Origin of the sequence: Streptomyces collinus (assembly GCF_031348265.1) — a bacterium.
Taxonomy (GTDB): Bacteria; Actinomycetota; Actinomycetes; order Streptomycetales; family Streptomycetaceae; genus Streptomyces; species Streptomyces collinus.
Genome location: NZ_CP133771.1, coordinates 4,650,029 through 4,662,247, shown reverse-complemented (window position 1 = coordinate 4,662,247; position 12,219 = coordinate 4,650,029). Strand labels below are relative to the sequence as shown.

General features: G+C 69.0%; 11 protein-coding genes and 4 pseudogenes. 6 read left to right on the top strand and 9 right to left on the bottom strand.

Translation table 11 applies throughout. The features are described from left to right. Positions 1–233: 233 nt before the first annotated feature. Positions 234–644, bottom strand: coding sequence for a PIN domain-containing protein (locus tag RFN52_RS21215; protein ID WP_184848153.1), 411 nt, complete (start codon positions 642–644; stop codon positions 234–236). Continuing rightward, positions 641–862, bottom strand: coding sequence for a type II toxin-antitoxin system VapB family antitoxin (locus RFN52_RS21210; RefSeq protein ID WP_184848152.1), 222 nt, complete (start codon positions 860–862; stop codon positions 641–643). Before RFN52_RS21210 ends, RFN52_RS21215 begins: the two co-directional genes overlap by 4 nt. Positions 863–1,719: 857 nt before the next feature. Between RFN52_RS21210 and RFN52_RS40235 the strand changes: the two are divergent. Then, positions 1,720–3,615, top strand: a pseudogene (locus RFN52_RS40235) (PAS domain S-box protein); the annotation flags it as partial. A 110-nt stretch (positions 3,616–3,725) separates the two neighbouring features. Here the strand turns inward: RFN52_RS40235 and RFN52_RS21200 are convergent. Beyond that, positions 3,726–4,229: a GNAT family N-acetyltransferase gene (locus RFN52_RS21200; RefSeq protein ID WP_184848151.1), complete on the bottom strand. Its 504-nt coding sequence runs from the start codon at positions 4,227–4,229 to the stop codon at positions 3,726–3,728. A gap of 214 nt (positions 4,230–4,443) precedes the next feature. Between RFN52_RS21200 and RFN52_RS40095 the strand changes: the two are divergent. Then, positions 4,444–4,604 (top strand): annotated as a pseudogene (locus tag RFN52_RS40095) (restriction endonuclease); the annotation flags it as partial. 13 nt (positions 4,605–4,617) lie between these two features. Here the strand turns inward: RFN52_RS40095 and RFN52_RS21195 are convergent. Continuing rightward, positions 4,618–5,253 carry a TetR/AcrR family transcriptional regulator gene (locus tag RFN52_RS21195; RefSeq protein ID WP_184848150.1) on the bottom strand — a complete coding sequence of 212 codons (636 nt, stop codon included), beginning with the start codon at positions 5,251–5,253 and terminating at the stop codon, positions 4,618–4,620. 91 nt (positions 5,254–5,344) lie between these two features. On the opposite strand from RFN52_RS21195, the gene RFN52_RS21190 reads away from it, so the two are divergent. Together RFN52_RS21190 and RFN52_RS21185 are read left to right on the top strand one after the other, a co-directional pair. Further along, entirely contained in the window at positions 5,345–5,791 is a 447-nt protein-coding gene (locus RFN52_RS21190) for an anthrone oxygenase family protein (RefSeq protein WP_184848149.1), read from the top strand. Positions 5,792–6,014: 223 nt separating this feature from the next. Continuing rightward, positions 6,015–6,548, top strand: a pseudogene (locus tag RFN52_RS21185) (lipase family protein); the annotation flags it as partial. 77 nt (positions 6,549–6,625) lie between these two features. Here RFN52_RS21185 and RFN52_RS21180 read toward each other — a convergent pair. Next, positions 6,626–6,877 (bottom strand): VOC family protein, encoded by a 252-nt coding sequence (locus RFN52_RS21180; protein WP_311241012.1) that lies wholly within the window; start codon positions 6,875–6,877, stop codon positions 6,626–6,628. A gap of 225 nt (positions 6,878–7,102) precedes the next feature. Here RFN52_RS21180 and RFN52_RS21175 point away from each other — a divergent pair, with 225 nt between their 5' ends. Both RFN52_RS21175 and RFN52_RS40230 read left to right on the top strand, forming a co-directional pair. Beyond that, positions 7,103–7,672 (top strand): DinB family protein, encoded by a 570-nt coding sequence (locus RFN52_RS21175; protein ID WP_184848148.1) that lies wholly within the window; start codon positions 7,103–7,105, stop codon positions 7,670–7,672. A gap of 16 nt (positions 7,673–7,688) precedes the next feature. Then, positions 7,689–7,824 (top strand): annotated as a pseudogene (locus RFN52_RS40230) (AraC family transcriptional regulator); the annotation flags it as partial. Between the two features lie 274 nt (positions 7,825–8,098). Here the strand turns inward: RFN52_RS40230 and RFN52_RS21170 are convergent. From RFN52_RS21170 to RFN52_RS21155, 4 genes are all read right to left on the bottom strand, one after another. Beyond that, positions 8,099–8,887 (bottom strand): calcium-binding protein, encoded by a 789-nt coding sequence (locus tag RFN52_RS21170; protein ID WP_184848147.1) that lies wholly within the window; start codon positions 8,885–8,887, stop codon positions 8,099–8,101. A 67-nt stretch (positions 8,888–8,954) separates the two neighbouring features. Further along, positions 8,955–10,208 (bottom strand): hypothetical protein, encoded by a 1,254-nt coding sequence (locus RFN52_RS21165; protein WP_311241011.1) that lies wholly within the window; start codon positions 10,206–10,208, stop codon positions 8,955–8,957. A 188-nt stretch (positions 10,209–10,396) separates the two neighbouring features. Further along, positions 10,397–10,771 (bottom strand): roadblock/LC7 domain-containing protein, encoded by a 375-nt coding sequence (locus RFN52_RS21160; protein WP_184848146.1) that lies wholly within the window; start codon positions 10,769–10,771, stop codon positions 10,397–10,399. A 340-nt stretch (positions 10,772–11,111) separates the two neighbouring features. Beyond that, positions 11,112–12,215, bottom strand: coding sequence for an SPFH domain-containing protein (locus tag RFN52_RS21155; protein ID WP_184848145.1), 1,104 nt, complete (start codon positions 12,213–12,215; stop codon positions 11,112–11,114). Positions 12,216–12,219 lie beyond the last annotated feature (4 nt).

Genomic DNA, 12,219 nt, shown 5'->3' with positions numbered 1-12,219 from the left:
TCGGGGAGGGCGTCGTCGAGGTCCGGCTGCCGACGTATGACGCTCTGCAGAGCCTCGCCGTCCTCGGAGGGGGAGGGACGGCGAGATCCGGCCCGCCACGCCGGAGCGTTTGCGAGGGAGGCCGGCCAGCCCCGGCTCCGCATGCCCCTGCAGATCCGTCAGCGTGCCACCGAACGAAGGCGGCGTCTTCGCACTACGCCCCCGTCCAGAACGTGTCGGGTGACAAAAGCGGCTCAGGAGACGTCGTGGATGTTGTGCTCGGCCAGGTCGGACGCGTGCCGGGCGATGGCACGGTAGTCGGCATCGTCGTGGAGGACGGCCAAGCCGTGGTGGGCCGCAGTGGCAGCGATCACGAGATCAACCGCCGAGGCACTGCGATGCTCCCCGGCCTGGGCCATACGGTGTTGCACCGCGCCGATCCAGCGCCCCGCGTTCTTCGGCACCGACACGTCGGGGTAGAGATCGGTGAACATCTCCACGATCTCGTCGTACTCGCGTCCGGTCCGGGCGCTGTGAAGAAACTCGGCGCGTTGCACATAGCAGGATGCGATGGCCCCGGCGTCGATCGCGTCGTACCAGGCCGATTGAAGTCTCGCATCGCGGAGCAACCGGACCAGGCCGGACGTGTCGAGCAAGTAGATCACCGGCTGTGCTTCTCCCCCCGGTGCAGGCGCTCGGCGTCCTCGACGGCACCCCACTCACGCGCACGCTCGAAGTGACGGCTTATGCGTGCCGCACGCTCCTGTTGCTCGGCGTAGAAGTGCAGAGCGAGATTGACCGCCTCCTTCTTCGTCCTGACCTTGGCCAGAGCCATGGCGCGTTCCAGGGCGTCATCGTCGATGTCGATCTGGGTCACAGACATGTGGCACCTCCCGCACAATGTTGGTGATGTACATAGAAGAATACGTCACCAACATCGACACGGCCATGTCAGAGTGCCGGACTGCAGTCGCAGCGGACACTCCAGGTCAGCCAGGCAGACAAGCCGACCGATCGGTGCGAAGGGCCGCGCGCGCATATGACTCGATCGCCAGTGGTGTCGTGCCCAGAGCGTGCCCGTAAGAGGGGGCAACCACGGTCAACGGGGGTGTGATCAGGCCCGCACGACGGTGTCGGCACGATGAATCCGCGCAGGTCAACGAACATCCGGCCATGCAAGCCATCGCTTCCCAAGCTGAGAGCGCGAGTTCGATTCTCGTCACCCGCGCCATGAAGAAGGCCCAGGTCAGAGACCTGGGCCCTTTTGCTGTCCGCTGTGATCACTCGCCGCGTGCCAGATGCGTGTCAGAAGGGCGCCGGATCCCCACCACAAGGGTCGCCCACCTGCATCCACAGGCTGGGGACGCAGGTGTGACGCGGACCCGCGGCCAGGTCACCGCGCAGGCACTCGCAAGATCAGATCTCATGGCTCCGCCGCGGGCACTGATGATCTTCGTTCTCATCGTGGTCGCACAGCGCGCGTACGGACCGGGCGAGGCGTCGCACCTGAGCGATCCGGGTGTCTCGGTGAACGGCTCGCACGGATGTGGGAACACCGGGTCGGACGGTGCCGACCAGGGGCAGCGCACCTTTCTCGTTCCGCCAGACAGGAACAGGGTCCGGTCGCGAGCAGGCAGGTACGGCCGTCTGCGGGACAGTAAGGGGCAGCGGGGCGCGGGCTTGGCCGGAATGCGCTGGGATGGCCGACTCACCGCAACCTGCCAGTCAGTTGGGGCCGCCATGAGCGACACGATCACATCCGGGTCGACCGGCAGAGCAGAAGCTGCCAAGGACACCGGCCGCCGGCGCGGCACCACGAGCCGTGCGAGCACCCCCGGGACGGTCGAGGACCGGTTTCAGGGGCTGTTGGAGGCGGCGCCGGACGCGATGGTGATCGTGGACGACAAGGGAACCATCAAACTCGTCAACGCACAGACCGAGGCCCTCTTCGGCTACCGGCGCGACGAACTACTCGGCGGTCCGGTCGAGTTGTTGGTGCCACAGCGGTTCCAGCCCCAGCACACCCGGCACCGGGACGGCTATGCCGGCGCCCGGCAGGTGCGCCCGATGGGGGCCGGGCTCGAACTGCACGGACTGCGCAAGGACGGCAGCGAGTTCCCCGTCGAGATCAGCCTCAGCCCCCTGGAGACCGCTGACGGGCTCCTCGTCTCCGCCGCCGTCCGTGACGTCAGCGAACGCAAGGCCGCCGAGGCGCGTATCACCGAGCTCGCCGCCCTGGTCGAGTCCTCTCAGGACGCGATCCTCGCCAAGACGCTGGACGGCCGCATCACGTACTGGAACACCGCCGCCCAGCGGCTGTACGGCTACACATCCGAGGAAGCGGTCGGGCAGCACGTGTCGTTGCTGGCCACCCCGGAGCGCAAGGACGAGATCACCCAGTTGCTGGAACGGTTGCGGCAGGGCGAGAAGATCGAGCATTTCGAAACGCTGCGGGTCACCAGCACGGGTGCCATGCTCGACGTCGATGTCACGCTGTGGCCGACCCGGGACGCCGCCGGAGCGGTCGTCGGCGCCTGCGCCATCGTCCGTGACGTCAGCGACCGCAAGCGTGCCGAGGCCGAACTCACCGAGTTGTACAGGCAGCAGAAGCACATCGCCCTCACCCTGCAGCGCAGCCTCATGGGCACCCCGCCCGCCATCCCCGGCCTGGCGGCCGCCAGCCGCTACCGGCCCGCGACCCAGGGCGCCGGCGTGGGCGGCGACTGGTTCGATCTGATCCCGCTCGGCGCCGGCCGTGTCGGCATCCTCATCGGCGACGTCATGGGCCGAGGTCTGGAAGCGGCGTCCGTCATGGGCCAGTTGCGCTCCGCCGCCCATGCCCTGGCCAAGACCGGAATGCAGCCCCGACAGCTCATGCAGGCTCTGGACGCGGTCGTCGACGACCTCGATGTCCCGGACCAGTTGGTCACCTGCTGCTACCTGGTCATAGCCCCGGACGCCGGTTCCGTCACCCTGTGCTCCGCCGGCCACTTGCCCACCCTCGTCGCCACCCCCGGCGACGGCGTCGGCCGGCTTCCCGCGCCGGTGAACGCCCCTCTCGGTGTCGGCGACATCCTCTACCAGCAGTCCAGCGCAGCCATCCCACCCGGCGCCGCCCTCGTGCTGTACACCGACGGCCTGGTCGAAACCCCCGGCAGCGACATCGAGTACCAGATCGACAAGCTCACCACCGTCCTCGACGACGCCTTCAAGCTCTCCGGCGGCCTCGAGGAGGCCGCCGACCGCGTACTCGCCGCGCTGCTGCCTGATTCCGACGGCCACGACGACGAGCTCCCCGCCGCCCCGCTGGACATCGCCCGTACAGAACTGCCGGCCACTGCCTCCGCGGTGCCCGCGGGCCGTTCCTTCGTGGTCGAGACCCTCGCCGCCTGGGACTGCGCCCACCGAGCCGACGACGTCAGGCTGCTGGTCTCCGAGGTTCTCACCAACGCCGTCCAGCACGCGGAAGGCCCCGTCGCACTCCACCTGCGCCGCACCGCCACCGAACTCGCCGTCGAGGTGAGCGACCTCAGCCCTCAGCTGCCCCAGCCACGGCTGGCGGCCCAGGACGAGGAATCCGGACGCGGCCTCGTCCTGGTCGACACCCTCGCCGACAGCTGGGGAGTGCGCTCGACACCAGCGAGCTGTTCAGAAGGCCCTTCTCGCATGCACCGAGCACCCGACGACTACCCATTCGAGGCGTCTGCTCGATCACCAAGTCCCAAGAGCATTACGGCAAAAAATGCTTACGCGTCGGGATGTTCCGGCAGGGCGAGCCAGTCCGACCAGGAGATCTCGCGGCCGAGGAAGCGCGGCTGCTCGAACGGCCAGTCGGCGGCGATCCACTGCGGCACCAGCGCGTCGAGGGCTTGCTCGACCTTGCTGCCCACCAGCTCGTCCACCACCCACCAGGAGATCTCGCCGTCGGCGCCGGCCTTCTCCGGTGGGTCGATGTAGACGCAGCCGAGCAGAGCTGTCTCCGCCGCGTCGAACAGCGCGTAGTTGAAGGACTGGTGTGCGGCGATCTCCTTCTCGTGTCGCAACAGGTCGGCCTGGTCGGCCTCGTAGGTCATGGTGGCCGCGGGCCAGCCCCAGGCCGGGCCGAAAATCGTCCACAGCCGCTCGCGCGAACCCATCACAGCCGGATAGTCGAGCGGGGTGTCCGCCTCCCGGATCGGCCGCAGGTGATGACCACCGCCCGGCAGCGGTACCAGTACGGGGTGGACGAAGCCATCGGGAAGCCAGCTCATGGCGCCCGACCGTAGCAGCGCGCGGCCGTCCCCTCCCCCGAACTCCCCGTACCGCCAAGCCCTGCTCTCATGCCGGGCGGGGCCCGCGATCAACCGATCGAGACGCCCGTTCGATCGACGGACTCTGTGATGGGTATGGCGACGGCTTCTAAGCTTTCCCGCCATCCGCACGATCTGGAGGCAGTGCCCCCAGTCGTTGAGACTGTTCGAAGCAATGGGCTTCGAGACGTGGCGTACTCAGGGCTCGCGAGATGACGGTGTGGACGCCGTCGCGGTCCAGCGGGACCCGGTCGGGATCACTGTCTTCGCCATCCAGGCGAAGAGGTCGAAAAAGCAGTGCCCGTTGAGACAGTGCGGGCATTGGCGGGGGTGATGCACGATAAGGCTGCTAGTCGCGGAGTCCTGGTGACGACCTCTTGGTGTGGCAAGGCAAGCGCTGATTGGCCAGGACGATGGCGAGCCGGTCCACCAGCAGCTCCACCCTCAGTTCGGTGTACTCCGGTGGCAGCCGTCCCGACCGGGTCAGGGTCGCCACCCCGTGCAGGGACGCCCAGAACACCTCGGTGAACAGCCCCGGGTCGACGTCGTCCCCGGCGACCTCGCCGAGGCACTCCAGCAGCGCGGCGAAGGCGTCCTTGAGAGGTTCCGGGGTGTCCTCCTGTGCGTACGCCAGACCGCCGTCGAGCTGGAAGATGGCGTCGTAGACCGCCGGGTTGCGTTCGGCGAAGTCGAGGTACGCGCGGGCGAGGGCGGCGACCCGCTCGCGCGGGCCGTCCACGGCGGCGGTCGCGGCCCGCATCACTGCGGCCATCTCTGTGGCGCCCTGGAGGGCGACGGCGCCGATGATCTCGCGCTTGCCGCGGAAGTGGCTGTAGAGCACGGGCTGGCTGTATTCGATGCGTTCGGCGAGCCGGCGGGTGGTGACCGCGTCCCAGCCCTGCTGTTCGGCGAGTTCACGGGCTGTCGCCACGATGAGGCGCTCGCGCTCTGCCCGTTCCCGCTGCTTGCGTTCCTGTACCGACATGAATCGATTCTAGCAGCGCTAGACAATCGAGCGGCAGCAGAGCTAGCGTTGACTCGACATCTAGCGGCGCTAGATCCCAGGAGGGGTCATCATGCTCAACGCACTCGAGGTCGTCACCGTCGTGGTCGTCGGGGTGATGGTGGGGGTGGAGTTCTCCGTCGCCTTCGTCATGAACCGGATCCTCGACGCCCTCCCGGAGGACAGCAGCCAACTCGGCCATGCCCATGGAGGCCGGATGCTCGGCGCCCTGATGCCGGTCTGGTACATCGGCTCACTCGTCCTCGTCGGCGTCTGGGCCGTCGCCGGATGGCATCACGACGGCACCGGTCTCGTCGTCACCGCCGGAGCGCTTCTGATCCTCAGCGTCGTCATGTCGCTCCTGCTGCTCGTCCCGATCAACAACCGGAACAAGACGTGGACCCCCGAGAACCGGCCCGAGGACTGGAAGCAGCAGCTGAACCGCTGGGGGCGCCTCCACTACGTCCGCGTCGCCGTCATCATGGCCGCCTTCGCCTGTCTGGCCGCCTCCCTCACCTGAGGCCGCGCGCCGACAGCGCGCCGATGCGGGGAAAGGTGCCTGCGCCGGCTGCTCCTGCCCCTGACCGAGTGACGTCGGGCCGGCGAGGTCCGCTGCGGATGGCCGGGATCCGGGCGGGACGAAGCAGAAAGCGGAACGGGTGGCCGCCATGTTGCGCGAGCTCGATGGCCCCGAGTGGCTGGAGCGGCCCCGGGCTACGACCGTCGTGAAGCAGGCGCGCTGTTCAGCGGCCGCTGCCCTGGGCTGGGCGATCAACGGCTTCGCCCAGGCCTACCCCGACATGCGCGGCATCAGCGAGGCGAACCTCAACGACGCCGGGCGCAAGGCCCTCGCCGACACGTCGACCATGTGCGTCGGCGAAGCCATCGTCCGCTTCGGCTTCGCGCGGAGCGCGGCGTGGACGAACAGCGGCAAGTCCGTCGCCGAGATCATCGCTGAGGAACCACGCGCCCAGGCCGTCCTCGACAAGCAGCGCATCGGGACGCTCAAACCGGCCGGTCCCGTCCGTGTCGCCACCGGCGTCCAGGACGACATCGTTCCGCACGCCCAGGCCCGCCGACTGGCCGTGGACTGGTGCCGCAAGGGTGGCAACGTCACCTACGCGGCCGTCGACCTGCCCAACCTCGGCGACAGGATCCTCACCAACCACCTCACCCCCCTCATCACCGACCAGACAGCGGCGATCTCCTGGCTCACCGACCGGCTGGAGGGCAAGCCGACCACGTCCAACTGCTGGACGATGCCCTTCCAGCGCTGAGCGAGCCCTCGCGGCCCACAGGGTCGGAGTCCTCGTCGTCCAGAACCGATGGGACTCGCAGACCCAGGGGTCGCGGTTCAGGAGCCGGTGGAGTCCGACGGTGGCCGCGGGCCTCCGAAGCCGTGCTCCGAGAGGTCGAACCAGTTGCCCTCCGGATCCATGGCGCGGTACTCGGCGAAGGGGCGGTCGGTGAAACGTTCAGCCGGCTTCGGCGTACCGGCCGCCAGCAGGGCCTCGGTGGTGGCCGTCGTGTCCTCGATGTGGAATCCGAAGTGGTTGAAGCCGACCGGGGTCTCACCGTCGAGCCGTGAGATTACTTGAGAGTTCACACGTGTCGGCCGGCTTCCGTGAACTGTCGGGAGTTCCCTACGGCTTGATAGGCACTTGCGACCGCGGGGGCGTGCTGTCACCACGCCAACCGGACTGAGCCGAGAAAGCGGAGTGGTGAGTGGGATCCGCCCGGCGGGGCAGGGCGGACCGGACCCGCGGCACACGGCCGGCGACGGCGTCCGCGAGGGTCGCAGCCAGGTCTCCGTCGTCAGTAGTGTGTGGAAATGACGAGAAGCGAGCGACTCGCGGACCAGTTGGACCGGCACTGGCACAAGAACCTGCGGCCGCGGCTGCACGGTCTTGCCGATGAGGAGTACTTCTGGGAGCCGGTGCGCGGCTGCTGGAGCATCCGCCCACGTGGCACGTCGGCCGCACCGGTGTCGGCGGGTTCGGGGCAGTGGACGATGGACTCCGCGTCGCCCGACGCGGTGCCGGCACCGGCGCCGGTGACCACGATCGCCTGGCGGCTGGCGCACATCATCGTCTCGTGCATGGGCTATCGGGTCGGATGGCACTTCGGCGGCCAGGACGTCGACTCCCGGACGTTCGCCTACGCGGGGACCGCCGACGAGGCGCTGAAACAGCTCGACGAGATGTACGGGAGATGGAACGCGGGGGTCCGCGAACTCTCGGACTCAGACCTGGAGAACCCGCCCGCGGTCGGTCCGGAACGGTTTCCCATGGAGGGCATCGTCCTGCACGTCAACAGGGAGCTGATCCATCACGGCGCCGAGATCTCCCTGCTGCGCGACCTCTACCGCTGGCAGGATGGAGCCGTACCGCGCCGAATATGACGTTTCCGGTCACATGCGCCTGGCCCCGGCGCTCCGCCTGATGCACGGCGCCCCGTCCCACCCCTGGCAGCTCACCGAACTCGCGCGCGGCGGCCATGACCGGGGCCGTCTTCGCCCTGCGCTTCAAGGAGGCGGCGGGCGTACCACCGCTGGCCCCATCGCTTTCCAAGCCAAGAGCGCGCAACAGAACCCCAGGTCAGAGACCTGGGGTTTGTCCGTTGGGGGTCGCCGCCGACCGTCGATCGTTGGTCCGCGACTCAGGCGTCCCGCTCGGTGAACAGAGCTTCCACAGGGCAAACAGTGCGGCGCCGTAGGCGGTGAAGACCAGGCCGCCCGTGAGGGGGCCTGGCGGTGTCGGGCCGCCGTCGAGGGGTGTCTCCGAGCTCACCTGCTTGTGCTCGCCGTGCGAGCGCGGCAGCGTTGGGGCTACTGCACGTCCACGAAGTCGCCGGTTGCCGGGACGGCCGGGGTGGTGGTCGTACCTGCGAAGTTCCAGCGCCAGTAGCCGTCTTCGGAGGCGAGGGCCGTGGTCGTCAGGTTGCCGGTGCTGTTGGTGTACACGGTCTTGACCGTGGTGTAGGTCGTGGCACCGGCCTTGCGGAACTGGAGCTTGACCGGCTGGTTGGTGTAGCCCCGGTAGTCGAGCGTGTCCCAGTTGGCGCGGGTGAGCTTGCCGGTGATGGTCAGCGTCTTGCCCTTGGCGATCGGCTCGGGACTCGCGTTGACGGTCAGCTTGGAGTGCCGCTGGAGGCGGGTGGTGGTGTAGGCCCACCGGTCGGTGTAGCTGCCGTCGTTGGCCGACACCTGGGCCTGGACCTTCCAGGTGCCGGCGTCGGCGTTCGTGAGCCACCAGTCCGGTTCGAAGGTGAAGGTCTTCGAGCAGGTCGACGTCGTACTGCTGGAGGCGACACAGTCCGCCGGGGTGGTGTTCTCGTTGGGATCGATGAGGCCTTCGGCGCTGTAGTAGGGGTCGGAGCCGTCCGGGCCCCGCCACAGGTTGAAGTCGGCGTCCCAGATGCCCGACGGGTCGGTGGCGGTGACCGAGACCGTGATCGTCTTGTCGGCCGTGTCGACCACGATGTTCTTGCCGCCGTTGACGACGACGCTGTCGACCTGGATGTCGCCCACGTTGTCGTCCGCGTAGGCACCAGGGACGGCGAAGCCTGCCGCTGCGGCGACGGCGGTGAGGACGGCAAGGGCAGCGCGCTTGCGCATGTGTCTCCTTCACGGAGTGCTGAGGGGAACCGCCGAGCGGGGCAGGGCGGGAGTGAGTTGAGGCCGGTCAGGGTCCGGTGACGGACCTGATCGTGTACGGGTAGGTCTCCTGTTGCCAGATCACCGTGAACAGGGAGCTCGGGCGGGCGTCGACCTGGGGGACCCGGCCGTCCGACGTGAGCGTCCTCGCCGTGCCGAACGTGCCCGAGCGGCTGATCAGGCGGGCAGTGGCCTTCGTGTAGCTGTACGGGGGCGTCGACTTGGGAACGACCGTGTGGAAGACGACCATGCCGTCGCCGTCGTCGTCGAGGGCCAGGTCGGGACGGTCGCCGGGGCCGAGGGTCGTGACGCTGCCGCGGGTGCCGCCCGCGGACAGCCGGCGGCCGAGCAACTCGGTCTTGCCGCTGGTGTAGCGGGTCCACACGATCATCGAGTCGCCGTCGAGGTCCGTCGCGAGGGCGTGGTGGAGGCCCACGTTGTCCGTGGCGGCCGAGATGCGCAGCGGGGCCGACAGGGTGCCGGTGCGGCTCCAGCGCGAGGCCCAGACCTGTGCGACGGAGCCACCGCCGGAGCGGTAGCTGATGACCGCGTCGCCGTCCCGGTCGACACCGGCACGGACCATGCCGAAGCCGCCGTACGACGCGATCGGCGAGGTGAGCACCTTCGTCGGGGAGACGGTCGTCGAGGTGATCCGCTTGGCCACGACGTCCGAGCCGCGCGCCCAGGCGACGACGAACCGGCCGCTCCGGTCGACACCGATGGCCGGCTTCTCTGCCGAGCCGGAGCCGAGGGTGATGGCCGCGCCGAGCGTGCCGTCGAGCCCCAGGCGGCGGGCGACCGCGTACCAGCTCCCGTCGCGGATCTCCGTCCACGCCGCCATCGCGGTGCCGCCCGGTGTCACGGCGACGACCGGGGTGGTCGCGGGCGCCGACGTGGAGAGCTTCTGCAGCGGTCCGACGAGGCTGCCGGAGGCCGCGACCCTCCGCCCCACGACCTGGCTGTCCTGTTGCCAGACCACTGCCGAGTCTCCGGTGTCGTCGGAGGCGGTCTCCGGCCAGGACACCGCGGCGCCGTCGGGTGACAGGGTGCGGATCGCCCCCGTGGTGCCGTTCGCGAACTTCACCCTGGTCTGGACCCGTTGGTAGGAGTACGTCGTCGACAGGTCGCCGGCCGTCCAGGCCAGCAGGGCGTCGCCCTGGCGGTCGACGGAGACCTGGGGCGAGTCGGCGGCAAACCAGCCGGACGCCGACACGTTCCATGCCGACGTCCACGCCGCCTCGGCGTTGACCGCCATCGTCGCGGTGACCGCTGTCCCCGCCACCGCAGCGAGTGAAGCCCCGGCCAGGAGACGACGCTTCAACGAACGCCGATGACGTGCTGCTTGCGGTGCCACTCTGATCCCCCGGTTCACAATGAACATGGCTTGGTCACAGCCGTCACACAAACGGCCGCAACTATCCAGCGCATCTACCGGCTCAGACGTCACCGTTGCCGGGGAGCAGCCCCCGCTCAGACTTCGAGTTGGGTCTCTATTCTCCTCAGCTGGTGGCGGGCCATCGCCAGGTTGGCGCGTCCGGAGTCCAGTACCAGGTAGAGGAAGAGGCCGTTGCCTCCCTGGGACCTGAGCAGTCGGATCAGGTGGTACTGGGTGCCCAGGGTGATGAGGATGTCCTCGATCTCGTCCTGGATGCCGAGGAGTTCCATGGTGCGCAGCTTGGCGCGGACGACGTCGGTGTTGCCGGCGGCCGCCACGTTCAGGTCGAAGCTGTTGCTGCCGCCGACGGTTCCCAGCGCCATTCCACTGGTGTAGTCGACCAGCGCGGCGCCGGTCGCGCCCTCGATCGATGAGAGGGCTTCCTTCAACGCTGTTTCGGTGTTCGCCATGACGTGCTGTTCCCTTCGGGCTGGTGCCGGCCCTGCGTGTCACGGGCCTGTGCTGAGCTGTGGTGCGGCGAGGGGCGTGCGGCTTACGTGGCCGACGCCTCCCCGGTGGCGGCGCGCGGGGCGCGGTCGCCGGTGCCGTCGGCCCGTGGTGAGGGGGCCCTCACGGGCAGTGGGCCGCCGGTGGTGGGGGGTGGTTGTCTGGGCGTGTGGTCGGGCTGCTGGACGGCGGCGCGCAGCAGTTCGCCGATGCGGTTGCCGGAGCGGCGTCCGCGTGGGCACAGGGCGCACCATCGAGGCCCGCCACCCGGGCGGAGACCCCCGGCCGCAGCCGATGGCGGATTCAGTCGTCCGACGTCCGCCCCAGGTGCGGCACCTGCGGTGACTTCGCTGCCTCAGCCTCCGCCTTGGCGTCGCTCACCGCCGCGGCGGCCTGCTTTCCGGCCTCGTCGGCGGCAGCGGCGGCGTCGAGGGAAACCGTCGAGCCCGCGTCGAGCTGCGGGATCCGCGGCTGGTGCGCCGCCTCGTCGGTGTCGGCTGCTTCCTCGGGTTGCGCGGGGCGGGGAGGGCCTGCCGTCGCCTCGTCGCCGAACGCCCGGGTGACGGTCCGGACCGCCTCGGTCAGCTCCCCCGGGATGACCCAGAAGGTGTTGTTGTCGCTCCTGGCCAGGTGCGGGAGCGTCTCCAGGTACTTGTAGGCCAGGATCTTGGGGTCGGCGTTGTTGCGGTGGACGGCCTGGAAGACGAGCTCCACCGCCTTGGCCTCGCCGTCCGCCCGCAGGATCATGGCCTGTTGCGTGCCCTGCGCCTCCAGGATGTCCTTCTGCTTGGTGCCTTCCGCGGTGAGGATCTTGGCTTGCCGCTCCCCTTCGGCGTGCAGGATGGCCGCCCGCTTGTCCCGCTCCGCCCGCATCTGCTTCTCCATCGCCTCCTTGATGGTGTGCGGTGGATCGATGGCCTTGATCTCGACGCGGTTGACGCGGATGCCCCACTTGCCGGTGGCGTCGTCGAGGACGGCGCGCAGCCGGGAGTTGATCTCCTCGCGCGAGGTGAGCGTCTCCTCCAGGTCCATGCTGCCGATGACGTTGCGCAGCGTGGTCACGGTGAGCTGGTCGATCGCCTGGAGGTAGTCGGCGACCTCGTACGCCGCCGCCCGCGGGTCCGTGATCTGGTAGTAGAGGACGGTGTCGATGTTCACCACGAGGTTGTCCTCGGTGATCACCGGCCGGGGGTCGGACGAGTAGACCTGCTCGCGCACGTCGAGTTTGGTGTTGATGCGGTCGGCCACCGGCAGGACCAGGTTCAGGCCGGGCTGGAGCGTCCGGCGGTACCGGCCGAACCGCTCGACGTTGTAGCGGCGGGCCTGCGGGACGATCCGCACGGTGGAGGCCACCAGGAAGACGATGACGAGGGCCGCCACGAGAATGGGGATGACAACTGGGTCCACCGTG

Bases quoted from the DNA above. Each gene is read 5' to 3' on its own strand.
- RFN52_RS21210 (WP_184848152.1), bottom strand. From the start codon at position 862: ATGTCTGTGACCCAGATCGACATCGACGATGACGCCCTGGAACGCGCC.
- RFN52_RS21200 (WP_184848151.1), bottom strand. From the start codon at position 4,229: ATGAGCTGGCTTCCCGATGGCTTCGTCCACCCCGTACTGGTACCGCTG.
- RFN52_RS21195 (WP_184848150.1), bottom strand. From the start codon at position 5,253: ATGTCGGTACAGGAACGCAAGCAGCGGGAACGGGCAGAGCGCGAGCGC.
- RFN52_RS21190 (WP_184848149.1), top strand. From the start codon at position 5,345: ATGCTCAACGCACTCGAGGTCGTCACCGTCGTGGTCGTCGGGGTGATG.
- RFN52_RS21175 (WP_184848148.1), top strand. From the start codon at position 7,103: ATGACGAGAAGCGAGCGACTCGCGGACCAGTTGGACCGGCACTGGCAC.
- RFN52_RS21170 (WP_184848147.1), bottom strand. From the start codon at position 8,887: ATGCGCAAGCGCGCTGCCCTTGCCGTCCTCACCGCCGTCGCCGCAGCG.
- RFN52_RS21160 (WP_184848146.1), bottom strand. From the start codon at position 10,771: ATGGCGAACACCGAAACAGCGTTGAAGGAAGCCCTCTCATCGATCGAG.